The organism is Actinomadura luzonensis (assembly GCF_022664455.2).
Lineage (GTDB): Bacteria > Actinomycetota > Actinomycetes > Streptosporangiales > Streptosporangiaceae > Nonomuraea > Nonomuraea luzonensis.
On the sequence record NZ_JAKRKC020000002.1, the window covers coordinates 310,319 to 329,946 of the forward strand.

General features: G+C 75.3%; 20 protein-coding genes. 7 read left to right on the forward strand and 13 right to left on the reverse strand.

The window, feature by feature from the left end; all coding sequences use genetic code 11:
- Positions 1 to 954, reverse strand: a complete 954-nt coding sequence (gene pdhA, locus MF672_RS31635) for a pyruvate dehydrogenase (acetyl-transferring) E1 component subunit alpha (protein WP_242382104.1) — start codon at positions 952 to 954, stop codon at positions 1 to 3.
- Positions 955 to 1,136: 182 nt separating this feature from the next.
- Between pdhA and MF672_RS31640 the strand changes: the two genes are divergently transcribed.
- Entirely contained in the window at positions 1,137 to 1,661 is a 525-nt protein-coding gene (locus MF672_RS31640) for a hypothetical protein (protein ID WP_242382105.1), read from the forward strand.
- Positions 1,661 to 2,476, forward strand: a complete 816-nt coding sequence (locus MF672_RS31645; protein WP_242382106.1) for a universal stress protein — start codon at positions 1,661 to 1,663, stop codon at positions 2,474 to 2,476. The genes MF672_RS31640 and MF672_RS31645 overlap by 1 nt, the downstream gene beginning before the upstream one ends.
- A 10-nt stretch (positions 2,477 to 2,486) precedes the next feature.
- Here MF672_RS31645 and MF672_RS31650 read toward each other — a convergent pair whose 3' ends face one another.
- The 11 genes from MF672_RS31650 to MF672_RS31700 form a co-directional block, all read right to left on the reverse strand.
- Entirely contained in the window at positions 2,487 to 3,356 is an 870-nt protein-coding gene (locus MF672_RS31650; RefSeq protein ID WP_242382107.1) for an AMIN-like domain-containing (lipo)protein, read from the reverse strand.
- 134 nt (positions 3,357 to 3,490) lie between these two features.
- Positions 3,491 to 4,918 (reverse strand): nitronate monooxygenase, encoded by a 1,428-nt coding sequence (locus tag MF672_RS31655; RefSeq protein ID WP_242382108.1) that lies wholly within the window; start codon positions 4,916 to 4,918, stop codon positions 3,491 to 3,493.
- A 215-nt stretch (positions 4,919 to 5,133) separates the two neighbouring features.
- A complete protein-coding gene (locus tag MF672_RS31660) occupies positions 5,134 to 5,775 on the reverse strand; it encodes a V-type ATP synthase subunit D (RefSeq protein WP_242382109.1) in 642 nt (213 codons plus the stop codon).
- Positions 5,772 to 7,136, reverse strand: coding sequence for a V-type ATP synthase subunit B (locus MF672_RS31665; RefSeq protein ID WP_242382110.1), 1,365 nt, complete (start codon positions 7,134 to 7,136; stop codon positions 5,772 to 5,774). Before MF672_RS31665 ends, MF672_RS31660 begins: the two co-directional genes overlap by 4 nt.
- On the reverse strand, positions 7,133 to 8,758 hold the full coding sequence (locus MF672_RS31670; RefSeq protein WP_242382111.1) for a V-type ATP synthase subunit A: 1,626 nt from the start codon (positions 8,756 to 8,758) through the stop codon (positions 7,133 to 7,135). The genes MF672_RS31665 and MF672_RS31670 overlap by 4 nt, the downstream gene beginning before the upstream one ends.
- Positions 8,746 to 9,273, reverse strand: coding sequence for a hypothetical protein (locus MF672_RS31675; RefSeq protein ID WP_247815511.1), 528 nt, complete (start codon positions 9,271 to 9,273; stop codon positions 8,746 to 8,748). Before MF672_RS31675 ends, MF672_RS31670 begins: the two co-directional genes overlap by 13 nt.
- Positions 9,274 to 9,361: 88 nt before the next feature.
- The gene (locus MF672_RS31680) at positions 9,362 to 9,703 is read right to left on the reverse strand and encodes an ATP synthase subunit C (protein WP_242378078.1); all 342 of its coding nucleotides are present in this window, start codon (positions 9,701 to 9,703) and stop codon (positions 9,362 to 9,364) included.
- Positions 9,631 to 10,920 carry a V-type ATPase 116kDa subunit family protein gene (locus tag MF672_RS31685; protein ID WP_242378080.1) on the reverse strand — a complete coding sequence of 430 codons (1,290 nt, stop codon included), beginning with the start codon at positions 10,918 to 10,920 and terminating at the stop codon, positions 9,631 to 9,633. The genes MF672_RS31680 and MF672_RS31685 overlap by 73 nt, the downstream gene beginning before the upstream one ends.
- On the reverse strand, positions 10,907 to 11,806 hold the full coding sequence (locus MF672_RS31690) for a V-type ATPase subunit (RefSeq protein WP_242378082.1): 900 nt from the start codon (positions 11,804 to 11,806) through the stop codon (positions 10,907 to 10,909). The genes MF672_RS31685 and MF672_RS31690 overlap by 14 nt, the downstream gene beginning before the upstream one ends.
- Positions 11,803 to 12,234, reverse strand: coding sequence for a hypothetical protein (locus MF672_RS31695; protein WP_242378085.1), 432 nt, complete (start codon positions 12,232 to 12,234; stop codon positions 11,803 to 11,805). Before MF672_RS31695 ends, MF672_RS31690 begins: the two co-directional genes overlap by 4 nt.
- Before the next feature lie 13 nt (positions 12,235 to 12,247).
- The gene (locus tag MF672_RS31700; RefSeq protein ID WP_242378087.1) at positions 12,248 to 12,688 is read right to left on the reverse strand and encodes a universal stress protein; all 441 of its coding nucleotides are present in this window, start codon (positions 12,686 to 12,688) and stop codon (positions 12,248 to 12,250) included.
- 204 nt (positions 12,689 to 12,892) lie between these two features.
- On the opposite strand from MF672_RS31700, the gene MF672_RS31705 reads away from it, so the two are divergent.
- The gene (locus MF672_RS31705) at positions 12,893 to 13,681 is read left to right on the forward strand and encodes a slipin family protein (RefSeq protein ID WP_242378090.1); all 789 of its coding nucleotides are present in this window, start codon (positions 12,893 to 12,895) and stop codon (positions 13,679 to 13,681) included.
- Positions 13,682 to 13,699: 18 nt separating this feature from the next.
- On the opposite strand, the gene MF672_RS31710 is transcribed toward MF672_RS31705, so the two are convergent.
- Positions 13,700 to 15,568 carry an amidohydrolase family protein gene (locus tag MF672_RS31710; RefSeq protein WP_242378092.1) on the reverse strand — a complete coding sequence of 623 codons (1,869 nt, stop codon included), beginning with the start codon at positions 15,566 to 15,568 and terminating at the stop codon, positions 13,700 to 13,702.
- 252 nt (positions 15,569 to 15,820) lie between these two features.
- On the opposite strand from MF672_RS31710, the gene MF672_RS31715 reads away from it, so the two are divergent.
- The 4 genes from MF672_RS31715 (at position 15,821) to MF672_RS31730 (ending at position 19,608) form a co-directional block, all read left to right on the forward strand.
- A complete protein-coding gene (locus tag MF672_RS31715) occupies positions 15,821 to 16,774 on the forward strand; it encodes an ABC transporter ATP-binding protein (protein ID WP_242378094.1) in 954 nt (317 codons plus the stop codon).
- Positions 16,771 to 17,583, forward strand: coding sequence for an ABC transporter permease (locus tag MF672_RS31720; protein ID WP_242378097.1), 813 nt, complete (start codon positions 16,771 to 16,773; stop codon positions 17,581 to 17,583). Before MF672_RS31715 ends, MF672_RS31720 begins: the two co-directional genes overlap by 4 nt.
- A gap of 142 nt (positions 17,584 to 17,725) precedes the next feature.
- The gene (locus MF672_RS31725) at positions 17,726 to 18,916 is read left to right on the forward strand and encodes a sensor histidine kinase (protein WP_242378099.1); all 1,191 of its coding nucleotides are present in this window, start codon (positions 17,726 to 17,728) and stop codon (positions 18,914 to 18,916) included.
- Positions 18,917 to 18,921: 5 nt separating this feature from the next.
- Positions 18,922 to 19,608, forward strand: a complete 687-nt coding sequence (locus MF672_RS31730; RefSeq protein ID WP_242378101.1) for a response regulator — start codon at positions 18,922 to 18,924, stop codon at positions 19,606 to 19,608.
- The last annotated feature ends 20 nt before the right edge of the window (positions 19,609 to 19,628 follow it).

Below are 19,628 nucleotides of genomic sequence, written 5' to 3' on the forward strand. Positions count from 1 at the left end.
TCAGACCTCGCTGTAGACGAAGCGGGTGAGCTCCTCGACCGGCTCCAGCGGCGCCCGCTCGGCGAAGTCGATCGCCTCGTCCAGCTCCTGGGCGATCTCCTTCTCCAGCTCGGCCGTCTCCGGCCCGGGCAGCTCGATCACGTCGAGCGGGTCGCGGTGCTTCCACTGCTCGATCTCGGCCTTGTCGCGGTAGCGGTCGGGGTCGTACATGGAGTGGGCGCGGAAGCGGTAGGTGCGCAGCTCCAGGAAGTGCGGCCCGGCCCCGGCGCGGACGGCCTCGCACGCCTTGCCGGCCGCGTCGGCGACCGCGCGCGCGTCCATGCCGTCCACCGGCCAGGCGGCCACGTCGTAGGCGGCGGCGCGCAGCGCCAGGTCGGTCTCGGCCTGGGAGCGGGCCAGCGCGGTGCCCATGGCGTACTGGTTGTTCTCGCAGGCGAACAGCACCGGCAGCCGCCACAGCGAGGCCAGGTTGAGGCATTCGTGGAACTCGCCCTCGGCCATCGCGCCCTCGCCGAAGAAGCAGGCCGTCACGCGCGGGCGCTCGAGCAGCTTGTCGGCCAGGGCCAGCCCGACCGCCAGGGGCAGGCCGCCTCCGACGATCGCGTTGCCGCCGTAGAAGCGGCGGGCGGCGTCGAAGATGTGCATGGAGCCGCCACGGCCCCGGCTGGTGCCGGACACCCTGCCGTACATCTCCGCCATGATCGTCTTGGCGGGGACGCCGCGGGCCAGGGCGTGGCCGTGCTCACGGTAGGTGGACACGACCGTGTCCTCCGGGGTCAGCGCGTGGCAGACGCCCGCCGCCACGGCCTCCTCGCCGATGTAGAGGTGCATGAAGCCGCGGATCTTCTCGCCGCTGTACAGCTCGACGCAGCGTTCCTCGAAGCGGCGGATGCGCAGCATCTGACGCAGCAGTTCCCGGTCGCGGGACGGCTGCGTACGGGATTTGCGTGCCATGCCTCGACGGTGCGCTCGCGAATTCCCGCCCGACAGGGGCCAAAGTCCTCCGGACGGAGGAAGTGGACCTGAGCGGGCGCGGGCCCGCCGCCCGGCGGGGACTTTCAGCCCTACCCTCCCCTTGCCTCGTGCGCCGATCGTGGAAGCGGCCCCATCGCGGAGGCTCGTGCCATGGAGGCGAGATGACACACGAGGACGAGGGAGCGGGCTGCCGCGCCCGCTACGCGAACGGCCGGATCATCCTGGACGCCTGGGCGCCCGGCAGGGCCGAGTGCATGGCGCAGGCGGTGCGCGGCCTGGTACGGGACGCGGTGCGGCCCGGCGGCGCGCCGCCCTGCGAGCAGGACGTCGAACGGGTCGAGGCGCTCCCGGACCGTGAGCTGCTCGCGCACGTCCTGGGCCGGGCCGTCGCCCAACTGGCCCGGCGCGGCCTGGTCCCCGCCGACGTGCTGATGAAGGAGGACGACGAGGGCGGCGTCACCACGACCCTGCTCCTCGTCCCGGGCACGCAGCTGCGGCGCATGCCCGCCGCCGGTCCCCGCGCCGACGACGTGCTGATCGAGCGGTCGGACGCGGGCTGGCGGTGCCACGTCGTGGTGGAGGCCCGGCCGGTGGCCGCGCTGCACGAGGGTTTCCCGCCGGCGACGCCGCGAGGATCCGCCGGGACGGCAGGGAGAGACGCGGGGACGAGCGGAGGAGGCGCGTGATGACGCGACACGTCGTCGTCGGCGTGGACGGATCCGGGCCCGCGATGGCGGCGGTGGAGTGGGCCGCCGCCGACGCGGGCCGCAGAGGACTGGAGCTGCGCGTCGTGCACGTGTGCGAGCAGTGGCCCTACGGGGGCGCGGGCACACCGTGCTGCGCCGAGGCGCTGGAGACGGCCGCGGCGCGGGCCCGTGAGCTGGCGCCCGGCATCGAGGTGGCCACCCGGCGCCTGCCCGGCAACGCAGTGGAGGCACTGATCGGCGAGTCGGCGTCCGCCGACAGCGTGGTGCTCGGCAGCCGGGGGCTGGGCGGGTTCGCCGGGATGGTGCTGGGCTCGGTCGGCCTGGCCGTGGCCGGGCACGCCGCCGGGCCCGTCGTGATCGTGCGCGGGCCGTCCGCGGTGCGGCACGGCCGGGTGGTCGTCGGCCACGACGGCTCCGGCCACGCCGAGGCCGCGATGGGGTACGGCGTCGAGCAGGCCCGGGCGCGGCGGGTGCCGCTGCTCGTCGTCCACGTGCCGTGGACGCCGGCCTTCTCCCGGTACGGGTACTCGCCGCAGCAGGACGTCCGCGAGGCGGCCGAGCGGCTGGAGCCGTGGCGGGCCAGGCATCCCGACGTGGACATCGTCGACGTGCGGCAGGCCGGGCATCCGGTCGCCGTGCTGGCGGCGGCCGGTGCCGCGGCGGACCTGCTGGTGGTGGGCTCGCGCGGGCTGGGCGGGTTCGCCTCGGCCGTGCTCGGCTCGGTCAGTCACGGCGTCCTGCACCACGCGACCTGCCCCGTCGCGGTCGTCCGGCCGCGGACCGGCGGTGCCTGAGCAGCCGCGGTCACGGCTCCAGGCTGTTCGGGACGGAGTCGGACGGGCCGTACGGGTACTGCGTGTGCCCGCCCGCGTCGTAGATCTTCACCCACGTGACGGACGGGAACTGCTTGAGCGTCGGCATGATCTCGTCGGCGATCGTGAAGGTGGAGCCGGCGCCGGTGACGGGGCCGGTCAGGTAGACCCTGGCGATCCCCTTCTGCACGGTCAGCCTGCTGAAGCCGGTCGCCTTGGAGCTGACGAAGCGCAGCCCCTGCGCCTTCTCGGCCGGTGTGGGGCCGGCGAACAGGCGCTGCAGCGCGCCGTAGGCGGTGGCCGGCGGGACGGCCGGCCGTTGCACGGCCGTGGTGTACGGCAGGCGGCCGGCGTTGTAGTTGGCCGTGTTGAGGAAGTGGTCGCGCACCGGGACGGTCCGGTAGGGCGTGGTGATGTCGACCACGACCCGGCTGGGCCGGGTCAGCTTGTGGACCCGGTACGGTGTCCGCCTGGCCAGCCCGACGCCGTAGGTGAGCGTCGAGTTGTACGGCGTGGCGCCGGCGACCTGGATGAGGCCCGGCAGCGGGTACGTGGTGCGGGCCGTGCCGGCGCCGGCGTCGGCCGCCTCGAACCGGACCCGCAGCAGCGCGTCGCCGACGAGGCCGACGGTTCGGCCGGTCGCCTGGTCGACGACCCGGTCGACGTAGCTGGTCTGCGTCCACCGCGGGAGGCCGCCGCGGAACTCGAACACGAGCCGGTCGAAGCCCGGCTGGTGCGCGGCGCGCACGCCGATCAGCGTGGGCACCCGGGCCAGCTGGGCGGCCTGCGCGGGCAGGGCCACCGGGACGGTCACCGCCGCGGCCAGGGCCGCGCCGGCGATGAGGGGACGGATCGGGAGCATGGCGCATCATCTTCTTCCCCGATTGTGCTCCTGAGCCCAGCGTCGGACACGGCGGGCGGCGGCGGCAGAGGCGAAGGTCACGGACCGGCCGCCGATCAGCCGGGCCGCCCGGTGATGTGGTCACGGCGCGAGGCTCAGCCCAGGAGGTAGGCCACGACGTCGGCGGCGGTGTAGCCGGCGGGGTGAGCGGCGGACAGGTGGCGGACGGCGGTCAGGTCGGTGCCGCAGGTCACGATCGCGGGCTCGGCGTAGCCGCCGGGGCGTTCCTGGGCGTAGCCGGCGGTGGCCAGCAGCGCGTTGCACAGGCAGCGGCGGCCCTCGGTGTTCTGGACGCGGCCGCCGCGCCGCTGCTGGTAGACCTCGACCGGCTCGGCCGGGCAGCGGTAGCCGACCGTGCCGTCCGGCTTGCGGTACGGCGAGCGCAGCACGCCCAGGTCGCACAGCCGGGGCCGGTCGGCGTACACGTCCTCGCGCGACACGGTGCCCTCCAGGTCGACCACCTTGAACGGGAACCCGGTCGGCGAGACCCGTGCGTCGGTGCGCACCCGCGCGCCCTCGCGCGCCACCCGGCCCAGCACGGCCTGCTTGAGCGGCGCCGCCATGCCGGACTCGGCGCAGAACGCGAACGCGGTGCCCGCCTGGATCCCGGCCGCGCCCCCGGCGAGCGCCGCGGCCAGCCCGTCCGGGCCGCCGTACCCGCCGGCCATCCAGAACGGCAGCCCGATCGCCGCCATCTCCGCCGGCTCGACCACGTCCCGTTCGCCGTAGACGGGCTGGCCGGAGGCGTCCAGGTGGCGCGGGCCGCGCGGGGGCGCGTTGTGCCCGCCCGCCGGCGGCCCCTCCACCACGAAGCCGTCCGGCCGGGACGCGGGGTCGGCGGCCAGCGCGGCGGCCAGATCGACCGAGGCCACGATCGCCTCGAACCGGGGCCGGCGCAGCGCCGGCGGCCGGTCCCACAGGGCCGCCGGGTCGAACTCGACGCACGTGTCGCCGTCGGCGGAGGTCGCCCCCTGCACGCGGACCGGCAGCGCCACCGGCCGGTGCGCGGCGAGCCGGTCGAGCAGGGCGGGCAGCTCGGCCGGGTTGCCCGCGCCCATCAGGATGTGGTCGGCCCCGGCCAGCAGCGCGCCGTAGCAGGCGAACGGGATCGGCAGCTCGATCTTGCGCAGGTAGTTGACGCCGACGCGCCCGTCGTGTCCCTCCTTGGCCAGGTACACCTCGGCGAAGTTGGCCACGATGGTCAGCGCGACCAGGGCGCGGCCCGGCCGCAGCGAGTAGCGCGGCACCGGCCGGAACGGCGTGCCCGGCCGCTTGCCGCCGGGCACGTAGAAGGTGCGGACGACCTGATCCGCCATCTCGGGGATGGGGAAGCGCGCCAGCGCGCGCCGCAGGTGGCCGCCCGGGTCGCCGAGCTGCAGCCGGCGGGCGCAGACCAGGTCGACGGCCGTGCCCGAGACCGTGCCGAGCTGGCCCAGGCGGGAGACGGTCCGGGCGAGGCGCCAGTCGGAGACGGCCACGCCCATGCCGCCCTGGATGATGCGGGGCAGGCGTTCCTCGTTCACGGTGCCCCTCCCTTACAGCTCGACGTGCGGCGGATCTTGCTGTCCCGGCCCGCAGCGCGTGTCCTCGCCGTCGTGCCGGTGCGTCCACCACATCAGGGCCGCGCACGGGAGCCGCAGGGCCGTTCGGCCTGACGCCCGGCGCCGAAGGGCCCCCGATTCCAGGCGGGGCGGGCCGGCCCCGCCGTCGCCACGCCCGTGCTCCTGTGCCCGGCCGATCACGACACGGGGGGACGCAGCCCGTCCGCCGTGGGCTTCGCGGCCCTGGCGGACGTGGTCGCGACGCGGCGCCGGGCCTGCACCGCCGCCGCCCGCTCGCCTTCGTCGAGCGCCAGGTCGAGGTCGGTGAGGGCGCGCCGCAGCGCGGGCGTCCACCGTTCCCGGAGCGCTCTGATCCGGGTGGTCGTGGTGGCGGTCTCGGCGGTCACGACGCGGAGCGCCTCACGTGCCGCGGCGTGCCTGGCCCCCGCCTCGACGGCGGCGCGGCAGGCGAGCCGCGCGGGGGTGACCGCGGCGCTGAGCGGCAGCAGGCCGGACGGGTCGGGGAAGCGGCAGTGCACGCGTTCGGGGAAGGCGGCGCCCATCACCTCGGCCCACTCCACGGTGATCTCGGCCGGTGGGGCGTGCGGGAGCGCGCGCTCCCCGGCGAGGGCGGCCGCTCTGAGGGCCCAGGTCTCGGCTTCGGCGAGGGCGGCGTTCCACTCGCGTCCGGTCCGCTCGTTGAGCAGCCGCAGCCGCTGCTGCTCCTGGCGCAGGATCCGGAGCTTGCGGTCCAGCAGGTCGATGCCGCGTGCGGCGGTGGCCAGGCGGTGCCGCAGCCACAGCCGTCCGGCGCGGCCGGAGGGCACGTGCAGCTTCATGCGGCCTCCCTGTAGCGGGCCTCCAGGACGCCGGGGTCCAGCATGGACAGCTCGCGCCGCGGCAGCACGGACAGGACGCGCCAGGCCCGCTCGAACGTCTGCTCCAGTGTTCTCGCCTCGTCGCCGGGCTGGCGGAGCAGGTCCTCGGTGAAGGCGCGGGCGAGGTCGAGGTAGCAGCGGTCGGTGGCGCTGAGCGCGCCGGCACCCACCAGCTCGGCCAGTTCGCCGGCCTGCCGGGCGCGGGCCAGCGCGGCGAGCGTCTGCGCGGCGAGGTCCATGTGCTCGGGCTCGGTGCGGCCCGCGCCCACTCCGCCGCGCATGAGCCGGGAGAGCGAGGCCAGCGGATCGATCGGGGGGTAGACCGGGATGGCGGGGGACAGCACGATCTGCCCTTCGGTGATGTAGCCGCTGAGGTCGGGGACCGGATGGGTGATGTCCCCGGCCGGCATGGTCAGCACCGGCAGCAGCGTCAGCGATCCGGGCCGGCCCCGTACCCGGCCGCACCGCTCGTACAGGGAGGCGAGGTCGCTGTAGAGGTAGCCGGGGTAGGCGCGGCGGGCGGGGATCTCGCCGCGGGCGGCAGACACCTCGCGCAGCGCCTCGCAGTAGCTGGTCATGTCGGCCATCACGACCAGGACGTGCCGGCCCAGCTCGAAGGCGAGATGCTCGGCCACGGTCAGCGCGATCCGGGGCGTCAGCACCCGTTCGATGACCGGGTCGTCGGCGAGGTTGAGCAGCAGCACCAGCTCGCCGGCGGCCGAGCGCAGCTCCAGCGCGTCCCGCACCGCGGCGGCGTCGGCGTGGGTGAGCCCCATCGCGGCGAACACGACGCTGAACGGCTCGCCGCCGACGTGTGACTGCGCGGCGATCTGCGCCGCCAGCTCCAGGTGCGGCAGGCCCGGCGCCGAGAACAGCGCGATCTTCTGGCCGCGGACGAGCGTGGTCAGCAGGTCGACGGCCGACACCCCGGTCAGCACGGGCTCGGCGGGCGGTACCCGCCAGGTCGGGTTGAGCGGGAAGCCGCCCGCGGGAGCGGCGGCGGTGCCGAAGACGGGCGGGCCGCCGTCCAGCGGCGCGCCGCGGCCGTCGCAGACCCGGCCCAGCCAGCCCGCGCCGACCGGCACGCGCAGGGGAGAGCCGGCGAAGCCGACCCGGGTACCGTCCCTGGACATGCCCGAGGTGCCCTCCAGCACCTGCACCAGCGCGAGATCGCGGTCCACCTCCAACACCAGGCCGTGCCGGGTCTCGCCGGACGGCAGCCGGATCGTCGCGGACTCGTCCCAGCCGACGCCGGAGACGCCGCTGACCACGGCCAGCGGGCCGCGCAGCTCGCTGATCGCGGTGTACTCGAGCTCGATCATGGCCGCTCCTTGGCGCGCAGGACGTCGGAGAAGTCGCGGGTCTCGACCTCGCCGGCGGGCGTGCCCCGCTCGGTCAGCCGGAGACAGTCGTCGACGGCGCCGAGGATGAGACCGGCCAGGCGGCTCGTGCGCTCCGGCGCGCAGTAGGCGTCGGCCGCGCTGAGCGCGCTCTGCTGGAGAAGACCCTCACGCAGCAGCCGCCCGGCCAGCAGCACGACGCGCTCGCGGGCGGGGAAGGTGGCGGTGCCGACCAGCTCGGCCAGCGCGGAGAGCCGGTCCGCCTCCGCGAGCAGGCCCGCCACCCTGGTCCGCGCCACCACCCAGTCCCGCCTGCCGTTCCTGGCGTGCCAGGCGGCCAGCGCGGCGGCGTCCCGTGAGAACGAGCCGCTCCACGACACGGCCGGGTAGTGGCGGGCGTAGGCGAGGTCGCGGTCGAGGCTCCACACCGCCCGCACGAAGCGCTGGGTGTGCGTGGTGACCGGCTCGGTCAGGTCGCCGCCCGGTGGTGAGACCGCGCCGATGATCGTCACGGAGCCGGGCCTGCCGCCGAGCGTGGTGACCAGGCCGGCCCGTTCGTAGAAGGCGGCGATGGCCGACGCCAGGTCGGCCGGGTACCCCTCCTCGGCCGGTAGCGCGCCGCCGCGGGAGGCGAACTCGCGGCGCGCCTCGGCCCAGCGGGAGGTCGAGTCGGCGATCACGACGGCGTCGTAGCCCATGTCGCGGAAGTGCTCGGCCACGGTCACCCCGGTGTAGACGCTCGCCTCGCGGGCCATCATCGGCATGTTGGAGGTGTTGGCGATCACGACGGTGCGGTCCAGCAGCCGCCCCCCGGTACGCGGGTCGGCCAGCTCACGCAGCTCGGCTAGCACGTCGGCCATCTCGTTGCCGCGCTCGCCGCAGCCGATGTAGACCACCACGTCGGCGTCGCACCACTTGGCGATCTGCTGCAGCAGCACGGTCTTGCCGGTGCCGAACCCGCCGGGCACCGCCACGGTCCCGCCCCGCCGCACCGGGAGCAGCAGGTCGATGACCCGTTGCCCGGTGATGAGCGGAACCTGCTCGTCCAGCCTGTCCCGGTACGGCAGCCCGCGGCGCACCGGCCAGAGCCATTCCATGGTGACGTCCCGGCCGCCCACGGTCGCCACGGGCGCGTCCGCCGCGTAGCGGCCCTCGGGGCGGACGGCCGTGACCGTGCCGCCCGGAGACCGGACGAGGTAGGGGAGCGTGCCCGCGCCCGACACGGCGCCGATCGGCGTGCCCGGGGCGACGGGCGTGCCCTCCGGCACCGACGGCCGGAAGGGCCACAGCCGCCGCTCGGACGTCCGCAGAAGCGACGGCTCCAGCCACATGCCTGTCCCGTCGAGCGGGCGCAGCAGGCCGTCGAAGATCCCGCCCAGCAGGTGCGGGCCCAGCCTGGCCGACAACGGGGCGCCCAACGACGCGACGCGGGCGCCGGGCCGGAGCCCGCCGGTGTACTCGTAGGCCTGGACGGTCGCGTGCTCGCCGGCCAGTGCCACGATCTCGCCGGGAACACCGCCGACGTCCACCAGTTCGAACATGGCGGCCCCGTCGAGGCCGTCCACCTCGACCAGCGGCCCGTTGACCCGCGTCACTGCCGCCACAGCCGTTCCACCTCCGCCCCCAGCTCGTCGATCGCCTGGCCGGCCAGCGTGGGCAGGCCGGCGTCGACGCGGCGGCCCGGCGCCTGCCCGACGAACCCGCCGTCGGGGTGCTCGCGCACGGTCCCGTCCTCGCCGAGCCGGTCGCGCACCAGGCGGCGGAGCCGCTGCAGCAGCGCCTGATCGTCGCGCAGGACGCGTGCCGCCGCGGCGGCACGCGACCGCAGCTCCTCCAGCGCGTCCCCTTGCGCGGCCAGCACCAGCCGGCGCGCCTCGCGTTCGGCCTTGACGCGCTCCGCCTTGTCCTCGGCGGCGGCCTGCGCCAGGCCCTCCGCGCGGGCGGCCGCCAGGAGCTCGCCGGCCTCCCGCCGGGCGGCGGCGACGCGCCCGGCGGCCTGCTCCTCCGTCCGCGACCGCACCTGCGCCGCCTCCTGGCGGGCCGCGCGCAGGAGCTCCGCCCGCAGCGGCGCGATCGCCTCGGTCACGCCCCCGGCTCCGCCGTCGCGTCCGGCGTTCATCCGCCCGCCCCCGCCCTCGCGTCCGGCCTTCGTCCGCCTGCCCCCGCCCCCGCTCCGGTCCACGCGTCGGGCGGCGCGATCCGGCGCATCACGCCCTGCCGATCAGGATGATCCCGATGACCAGCCCGTAGATGGCGATGCCCTCGGCCAGGCCGACGATGACGATGGCGCGGCCGAACAGCTCCGGCCGCTCGCTCAGCGCCGCCAGCGCGGCGGCGCCGGTGTAGGCGACCGCCACGCCGGCCCCGACGCACGAGCCCGCCACCGCGATGGCGGCGCCCAGCAGCGCGGCCCAGTTCGCCCCGGCGGGCTGCGCGGCGGCATCGGCGCCGGCCGCCGTGCCGGTCAGCGCCATGATCAGGAGCGTGACGGCGAGCAGGACGAGGACAGAGGAGACGGCGAGGACGCCTCGCCTGAACCAGACGGACATGCCGATCCCTCCAACGGGACGTGCCAGGGACGGAACGGCCGCCCCTCGGCTCGGAAGACGCGCGAGAACAGCTCGTAGTACTCCAGGCGCAGCGCCTGGATGGCGACGACCAGGCCCTCCAGGGCGAAGGCGACCGTGTTGCCCAGCAGGAACACCACGACGGCAGCCGGGGAGGGCCACAGCCCGGCGGTGCCCTCCCACACGATCGCGCCGATGGCGGCGTGCGTGAGCCCGAAGGCGGCCAGCCGGGCGAACGACGCCACGTTCGAGCCGAGGCTGACGATCACGTCGAACAGCTCCATCACCGCCTGCGTGACCCCGCCGCCCTCGGCCAGGAACCCCGCGAAAGCCAGCCCGAGCCCGGCCACCGCCAGCACGGCCCCGGTGGTCAGCAGCGGTGCCACGCCGAGGAACCAGCCGCCCGCGGCCAGGCCGAGGCCGAGGAACGCGGCCGCGCCCGCGATGCCCGAGCGGGCGTACAGCGCCAGCGGCCAGCCGCCCTCGCGCCACCGGTTGACGCTGCCCAGCAGGTACGCTCCGCCGAGCAGCACGCCGCCGGCGCCGAGCGCGGCCAGCAGCAGCGGGATCGGCTCGGCCAGCGGCTCCAGCCAGAGCACCGGCACCAGCCCGGTGGGGCCGAAGAACTCGCCGTACAGCAGCCCGAACACCACACTGGTCAACCCCGCCCCCGCCGCGAACGGCCACATCCGGCGCAGACGCGGCCACCGGCCCGACAGCAGCAGCCCCGCCAGAGCGAGCAGCAGCAGCCCGTGCCCGGCGTCGCCGAACATCATGCCGAACATCAGCACGTACACGGCCATGGCCGAGGGAGCGGGATCGACGTCCGCGTACGGCACCGCCCCGTACGTCTCCACCAGCGGATTGATCGACCCGCGCAGCCCGCCGGAGCGCAGCAGCGACGGCGGCTCCACGCCGCGCGGGCGCGGCAGCGGCACCACCACGCCGCCCAGCGGGGCCAGCCGCTCCGCCAGCACGGCCACGGCCGGCTGCGGCGTCCAACCGGGCAGCGCCGCCACCCCGTCACGGACCACCGCCGCCTCCGCGTACCCGTCCAGATCCAGGCCGCCCTCGAACTCCACGCATCCGGCGTCGCCCACCTGGGCGAGCACCTGCCGCATGCGGGAGCGCGGCGCCGCCACGGCCACCCGCGACATCCGCACCGGACGCCACCCGGCCCTCGCCTCATGCCGGCGCATCGTCATCATCCGCTCCGCGCGCGAGACGGGCCAGCGCGGCCCGCGTCCGCCAGGCGTCGGCGGCCAGCACGGCCAGCGCGCCGACGACCGGTTCGAGCCGGAACCCCGATCCGGCCAGCAGGGCCCGGCCGTCGCGATCGATGCGCTGCCAGCAGCGGACCTCGCCGCGCCAGAGCTCATCCGGCCCGTCCAGCCCTTCGAGCGCCCAGGACGCCGCCACGGGCAGGCCGGCGGCCAGGTCCTGAAGCGACGGCGCAGCCGCTGCCCCGGCTCCGAGCAGCCCCGCGGCACGGGCTGACGCCTGCGGGTTCAGCTCACGCCGCTCCAGGAAGCGTTCCCTGGCCACGAGCAGCGCCGCCGCCCCGGCCGCCCACGGCGCCGCCGGGTCGAGCGTGTCCGCCACCCGCGCCGCCCAGGACAGGCGCATGCCGAGCTGGACGTCCCGCGGACCGTCCCCGCCGGGATCGCCCCAGGCGGAGGAGGCGAGCGCCGCGCGGAGCGCCTGCGGAGTGGCGGCACGGCTCAACCGGGACCACGACGTGCCGAGCGCCCCCAGGTCGAACGGCGCTTCCGCGCCGCCGAGCAGGGCGTCGACGTTGGCGATCTCGAACCAGCGGGCCAGCAGCCGCAGCACGTCCGCCCCCTGACGGGGCACCCATCCGGCCAGCACCCGCGTGTGCCACAGCAGCGTGGCCGCCACGGCGTGCTGGGCCTGCGCGGGGTCCAGGCCGGGCCGGACGTCGTGACCGTAGGGACCGGTGGACAAGGTGGCGACGGCGGCCTCGAAGCTCTCGGCCCGCGCGAGCCGCCGGGCCCCGGCCTCGCCCAGCCGGCGCCGCACCAGAGCCCTCGCCCTGGTCGCGCCCGCGACCCAGGCCCCGCTCACGGCCCGGCCCCCAGCGCGCGGATCCGGTCGAGCACCTGCTCGACGAGGTGCGGCAGCCGGGTTCGGGCACGTTCGCGGATGGTCTGGGCGGTATGCCGCGCCTGGTCCAGCAGGGCCTGGTTCTCGGCGATCGTCCGGCCTCGGGCCAGCGCGGAGGCGTCGGCGCGGGCGGCGGCCGTACGGGATCGCGCGTCGGCGAGGATGGACCCGCAGCGCTCGCGCGCCCGCCGTTCCGTCTCGCGAGCGTCCGCGGCCGCCTGCTCACGCAGGTCCGAGCAGGCCCGCACGGTCTCCGCCAGCGCGGCGAAGACGGGCTCGAGCTCGGCTTCCCGATCGGCGCGGAGATCGGCGGGCACGCCCGCCGGTGCCGCGGCGCCCGGCACTCCCGCCGGGCGGAACCGGCCGGCGAACTCCCGCAGTCGTGCCATGACGGACCTCCCCTCACCCGCTCGGGCCGCCCGGCGGCCTACGACCGGGGACCACCAGGACCGGCTGGTCGGCGAACTCGATGACGGCGGCCGCCGCACCGGGGCGCGCGTCGTCCGGGATGCCGACGACCACGAGGTCCGCCTCCCAGGACCGGGCCTCCGCCAGCACGCATTCGACCGGTCCGCCGCCTCTGAGCGTGGTCCGGGCCGTGACGCCCGCGTCGCGGGCGAGCTCGGACACCACCCGCAGCACGTTCTCGGCCGAGACCTCCCTGCGGCGGGCGACGTCGCGAGCGGTGGAGACCCTGCCGACGGCGTCCGTCAGCACGTGGTCCTCGACCGCGTGCAGCACCCGCAGCTCCGCCCGCGTGGCGGCGGCGAGGGCGACGGCCAGCCGGGCCGCCTTCAGCGCCGTCGGCGAGTCGTCGACGGCGAGCAGAATCCTCCTGATCATGGCGCCCCCTTCCCGCCGGCCTGACTCCAGCTTCACGCGCCGGGTGGTACGGGAGGAGGGCAGAAAGTCTTCGCGGGCGGGCCGAAAGGCCCCCGTGCGCACGCGCGCGGGGCATCCGCCCTGGGCGGGCGGGACGTTCGCCTCTGGTCCGGGACGGGGCGTGGGCCGAGGATGAAGGGAAGCCCAACGAAGGGGGCGACGGTCGTGCCCAATCTCGGAATCGCCATCGTGCGGCAGTACGAGCGTGGCGTCGTGTTCCGGCTCGGCCAGGTGCGTGACGTGCGCGAGCCAGGGCTGCGGTTCATGATCCCGCTGGTCGACCGGATGCGGAAGATCAGCATGCGCACGGTCACCCTGCCGGTGCCGTCCCAGCAGGTCATCACCCGCGACAACGTGTCCATCGGAGTGGCGGCGGTGGCCTACTTCCGGCGGGTGGACCCGGTGAAGTCGATCGTCGAGATCGAGAACGTGGTCGCCGCGGTCAGCCAGATCGCCCAGACGACGGTCAGGAACGTCGTCGGCCGTTCGCTGCTGGACACCGTGCTCACCGACACCGAGACGCTGAACGAGTCCATCAAGGACATCCTTGACAAGATCACCCAGCAGTGGGGTGTCTTCGTGCACCTGGTGGAGCTGAAGGACATCGAGCTGCCTCAGTCGATGCAGCGGGCGATGGCCCGCCAGGCCGAGGCCGAGCGGGAGAAGCGCGCGAAGATCATCGCGGCGGAGGGGGAGGCGCTGTCGGCCGGGCGGCTGGCCGAGGCCGCCGACGTGATCGCGGCCCACCCGATCGCCCTGCAACTGCGCAACCTGCAGGTGCTGGGCGAGATCGCCGTCGAGCGCAACTCCACGATCGTGTTCCCCGCGCAGTTCCTGACCAGCGTGGAGGCGCTGGCCCGGTTCGCCGAGCAGCAGCACGCCCAGGCCGGGCGGCGACCGGACGAGGCCGCGCAGGTGCAGGTCGCCCGGGCCGCGTCGCCCGCCCGCAACTGAACTCGCCCGTGCCCAACCTCATGGGACAGAACAGCCACGCGGCGGGCGCAGCCGCATCGCCGCTGCCTCCTGGCCTTCCACGTGGTGCAGGACCAGGGTGCCGTCGGTGACGTCGTACCAGCTCAAGGCCGCCCAGAAGCGACGGAACTGGGGTATGACCAGCCGTGTCCCGGCACACGGCCGGCCGCCGGCTTCGTCGAGCGCCTGCCTGCCGGTCCTGGTCAGCTCGAACTCCGTCATCGCGAGCGCGCCAGGTCCCGCGGTGCCGATGGACAGGAAGCACAACCGGCTCGCGGCGGTGGTGACGAACGTGGCGGGATCGAAGAGGAACGACTGCATCCACGGCCGGCCGCGCAGCGGGTAACTCCTGGACACCTCGGCGCCGCCGAACCGGCCGGACAGGGTGACATGCCGTCCCTTGCGTTCGGCGGTCAGCCGGGTGGCCTCATCGGGGACGTCGCAGGTCCAGGCCGTGGTCGTGAGGTCGGGCTCGGAGACGACGGTCTCGGTGCGCAGCACCCGGCCGGTGGCGGGGTCGGCGTAGGTGATGCGCCGGAGCCCCAGGGAGGAGAAGCACGTGGTGTCGTAGGTGACGACGGCAGGTCCGGCGGTGGTGGTCCCCGTGTCGTCGGCATAGGTGAGGATCGCCGGTCCGGCCGGCCGGTACGCGTTCAGCCGGGGAGGAGCGGGAGGCACGTAGTGGTGCGCCAGACGCCCTCCGGAGAACACGCGGTCGATGTCGCCGACGTTCTCGATGCGGTCCAGGGGGTCGGAGCCGAGCAGCACGACGTCGGCGATGTTGCCTTCGGCGACGACACCGCGGCCGGCCGACCGGAGGCACTGGGCCGCGTTCCTGGTGACCATGGGAAGGAGGTCGGCGGGAGGGATCCCGGCGGCGGCCATGAGACGCAGTTCCTCGTGCAGCGTGCTCGCCGGCAGCGCCCCGACCATGCTGTCGGTCCCCGCGGCGACGCGGACGCCGGCCTGCTGCGCGAGGCGGAGGTTCCGGCTCGCGTGACCGGTGTGGAGGCGTCCCGCCCAGTCGCGCATCAGGGTGGTGATGTACAGGGTCGGGATCAGCCAGGCACCGGACTCCGCCCACCTCCGGAGCACGTCCTGGCCCACGAGGTCTTCCTCGAGCACCCCGTGTTCCAGGGCGTCGACGCCGGCCGCGAGCAGCTCCTCGACATCGCCCTGGTGATGGGTGTGAGCGCTGACGGGCAGGCCGAGGCGGTGCGCCTCGTCGATGACGGCCCGCATGACCTCCGGCCGTAGCTTGGCGAGCACGATCCCGTCCGGGCCGTACCTGCCTCCCTGGTAGACGAGCTTGACGACATCGACGCCGGCGGCGTGCAGCTCCCGGACGGCGTCACGTGCCTGGTCGCCGCTGTCGAGCTGGATCACCATGCGCCGGCGCAGCCAGGGATTGTCCTTGCCCACGGTGACCGCCGGATGACCGCCAGGAGCGGTGAGCACCGGCCCGGCCACCACCAGGTGCGGGCCGGAGATCTCGCCGGCGGCGATCCGGTCGCGCAGCTCCACGACGAGGCCGAGCGGATCGCCCATGCAGCGGATCGAGGTGATCCCGTGGCGCAGGAGCTCGCGCAGCGCGGGACGCAGCACGAGCTGGAGCTGCGATTCCGCCTGCGGGTTGTTGCGCGCCTGGAGGAAGTCGAGGTGCAGGTGCGCGTCGATCAGTCCCGGGATCAGCGTCTCGCCGCCGCCGTCGATCACCTGGGCGCCCCGCAGGCGGGCGCGTCCGGCCGTGACAGCCGTGATCCGGCCGCCGGCCAGCGCCACGTCGGCGTCGTGCAGCTCGGTGCCGTCGCCGGCCACGACGTGGACGTGAGTGATCAGGTAACGGGGAACCTCGGTGGCTCGTGGCATGACGACTCCTCAGGCCGCTGTGCCGTACGCGGTACAGCCCGCTTCGCATGCTCGCCGTCCGCCCCGCCTCCCGTAAGGGCCGAACGTCACGCTCATCACGTCCTAAGCCCCTGATCGGCTGCCCGCGACGGCGCGGGAAGGGACTTTCAGCCCTACCGTCCCGGGCCGCGCCCGGCTGATCGTGGAAGACGGCCCGATCATGCGGTCCGGCGGCCCGCCGGGGCGGGTGACGGACAAGGGGGAGGTACGGGGATGACCGGTGACGCGGCGATCGAGGCGGCCGGGCTGACGAAACGGTTCGGCGAGCGGGCCGCCGTCGATGACCTCACGATCGAGATCGGCCAGGGCGAGGTGTTCGGCGTCCTCGGGCCGAACGGCGCGGGCAAGACGACCACCGTCAGGATGCTCGCCACCCTGCTCCGGCCGACGGCGGGACGCGCCCGCGTGGCGGGCGTCGAACTGCGGCCGGAGAACGCCGTGGCGATCCGCGAGCGGATCAGCGTCATGCCGGAGTCGCCCGGCCTGTACACGCGCCTGTCGGTGGAGGAGAACCTGCGCTTCCACGCCCGCCTGTACGCCCGCCTGTACGGCCGGCGGGGCCGTGACGGCCTGCGGCGCGTCGAGGCGGCGCTGGAGGCGGTCCGGCTGCTCGACCGGCGGCACGAGCTGGTGGGCGCGCTGTCCAAAGGGCTGCGGCAGCGGGCCGCGCTGGCCCGGGCGCTGCTGCCCGGCGCGCCTGTGCTGTTCCTGGACGAACCCACCCAGGGCCTGGACCCCGCGGCGACCCACGAGGTACGCGAGCTGATCGCCGGGCTGCGTTCCCGGGGGACGACGATCCTGCTGACGACGCACCGGCTGGAGGAGGCCGAGCGGCTGTGCGACCGGGTGGCGTTCCTGCGCTCGCGCCTGATCGCCGTCGGCCGGCCCGCCGAGCTGCGCCGCAGGCTGTTCACCCCGTCGATCGACGTCGAGCTGCTGGACCCGGTGCGGGCGCCGGACACGCTGTTCGGCCAGGTGGCGGGCGTCACCGGCTGGACCGGCGGCGGCGACCGCTACCAGGTCGCCGTCACCAACCCGCGGCGGGTGGCGCCGCTGCTGGCCGGCGCCCTGGTGAGCGCGCACGCCGGCATCGTCCGGCTGGCCGAGTCCGAGCACACCCTGGAGGACGTGTACCTGGAGCTGGTGGGGGAGGAGGAGCCGGCGTGAGTAGCGTGCTGAACGCCCGGGTGCGGGCGGTGGCGAGCAAGGAGCTCGCCGAGTACCGGCGCAACCGGCTGGTGGTGGTGAGCATGGCGCTGCTGCCGGCGCTGCTGTTCGCGCTGGCGCTGGCCGCCCTGATCCCGCTGCCGGACGGCGTCGCCGAGCGGAACCTCCGCACCGCCGGGGGAGCGGCGCTGGAGCTGTTCCTCCTCGTTCCCTTGATCATCCCGACGGTCGTGTCGGTCCACTCGGTGCTGGGCGAGCGCGAGCAGGGCACGCTGGAGCCGCTGCTGACGACCCCCGTGACCGACGGCGAGCTGCTGCGCGGCAAGGCGATCGCGGCGTGCGCGCCGGCCGTGCTGCTGTCCTGGCTGCTGTTCGGCCTCTTCGCCGGCGCCGGCGCGCTGTGGATGCGGCCGTCCGTGCTGCGGTGGGTGTTCACCGGCGAGTCGGTCCTCGCGGCCCTGGCGTTCGCGCCGCTCATGGCGGCGTTCGCGGTGATCGCCACGATGCTGGTCTCGGCGGGCACGCGCGACCTGCGGGTGGCCCAGCAACTGGCCGGCCTCGCCGTCCTGCCGATGTTCCTGGGCGCCATGGCGCTCAGCTTCCGGCTCGTGCCGATGAGCTACCTCGTGTACGCGCTGTGCGCGGCCGGCGTCGGCCTGCTGGACGGGCTCGGCTGGCTGCTGCTGCGCCGGGTCTTCGACCGCGAGCTGCTGCTCGCCGGCGCGCGCCCGCCCCGGCGTTCGGGACGGGACCGTCGCGTCCCGCCGTGCCGCCCGCGGGACGCCCGGACCGGAGGTGGTCCGCGATGAGACTGCTGACCCCCGCCCACGGGCACGTGGGGGGCCTGGCCCGCTGGCCACGCCGCGGTGGACGACGCCGCCCAGAGCCGCTACCGGCAGCGCGAACTCGCGGTCGCACCCTTCCTTCGGGGCGGCCGGTGATAATGGGCGGATGGTCAACGTCGGGCGGCCGGGCGCCTGGGCCGCCGGGTTCTCCGGACGGCGGGCAGACGGCGCGGTCGCGGCCGCCACCACCGCGGCCACCCTGGGCCCGCTGCTGGCGTCCGGCCCGAAGGCGTGGTGGATCGTCGCGCTGGGCGTGCTCGCCTCCGCGCCCGTGTACTGGCGCAGGCGCGCGCCCATGACGGTCGCGCTGCTGGCCGGCGCCGCGATGACGGTCATGGTCTTCTGGGAGAAGCCGTTCCTGCCCTTCGGGCCCCTGGTCGCCGTCTACACCGTCGCGGACCTCAGCCCCAGGTGGCAGCGGCTGGCCGCGATCCCGGCGATCGCCGCCGTCGTCGGCGCGTCCCTGGTGCTGCCGGGGGAGGACAGCGAGACGTACCGCCTGGTCGGCACCGCGTTCGTGGCCGCGTACGCGCTGGGCACCAGCGCCCGCGCGCACCGGTCGCGCACGGCGGAGCTGGCCGAGCGGGCACGCCGCCGCGAGCAGGAGCACCTCGCCGCCGTGGCCGAGGAACGGGCGCGCATCGCCCGCGACATGCACGACATCATCACGCACGCCGTCGGGCTGATGGTCGTCCAGGCCGAAGCCGGACCCGTCGTGGTGCGGAACGACGCCGCCAGGGCCGAGGCGGTCTTCGACGCGATCGCCGACACCGGCAGGGACGCGCTCACCGAGCTCCGCGGCCTGCTCACGGCGCTGCGCGAACCGGCCGCCCCGCCCCCGGCCGCCCGGGCGGCGGCCGTCCAGGACCAGCCGCGCCTGGACGGGCTCGCCGCGCTGGCCGCGAGGAGCGGGCTGGACGTGACCATGACCGTGGCGGGCGAACGACGCCCGGCTCCCGGCAGCGTCGAGGCTGCCGTCTACCGGATCGTCCAGGAGGCGCTCACCAACGTGCGCAAACACGCCGCGACGCCCGCCGCCCGGCTGCGGCTGCGCTGGCTCCCGGACGCCCTGCACGTCGAGATCACCGACGAGGGCACCGGGCCGAGCGGCGGGCACAACGGCGGGCACAACGGCGGGCACGGCGGCGGGCACGGCGGCGGGCACGGCGGCGGGCACGGCGGGGGGCACGGCCTCACCGGCATGCGCGAACGCGCGGCCGCGTGCGGCGGCACGCTCACCGCCGGTCCAGGACAGCACGGAGGATTCAGGGTCAAGGCCGTCTTTCCGCTTGAATAGCGCACATGCTGCGCGTGCTCATCGCCGACGACCAGGATCTCTTCCGGGCCGGGTTCGGCCTGATCCTCGGCGCCCAGCCGGACCTGCAGGTGGTGGGCGAGGCGGCGGACGGCGACGAGGCGATCGCGCTGGCCCGGCGGCTGCGCCCGGACGTCGTCCTGATGGACGTGCGGATGCCGGGCAAGGACGGCATCGAGGCCACTCGCGAGATCTGCGCGACCACCGACGCCAAGGTGCTCGTCCTGACCATGTTCGACCTGGACGAGTACGTCTACGACGCCGTACGCGCCGGAGCCAGCGGCTTCCTGCTCAAGGACATCCGCCGCGACGAGCTGGCGCACGCCGTGCGGACGGTCGCCGCCGGCGAGGCGTTGCTGGCGCCCGCCGCCACCCGCAGGCTGCTGGAGAGCCTGGTCAGGCGGCCGGCGCACGACCCGATGCCGCGACTGGCGGGCCGGCTGGAGGTGCTCACCGAGCGTGAGCGCGAGACGCTGCGGCTGGTCGCCCGCGGGCTGTCCAACGCCGAGATCGCCGCCGCGCTCGTGGTCACCGAGCACACCGTCAAGACGCACGTCAGCCGCGTCCTGACGAAGCTCGGCCTGCGGGACCGGGTGCAGGCGGCCGTGTTCGCCTACGAGTGCGGCCTGGTGGTCGCCGGTGAGAGTGACATCGGGGATCACACTCACGGCTGACGCGCCGCGGGGGTCACCGC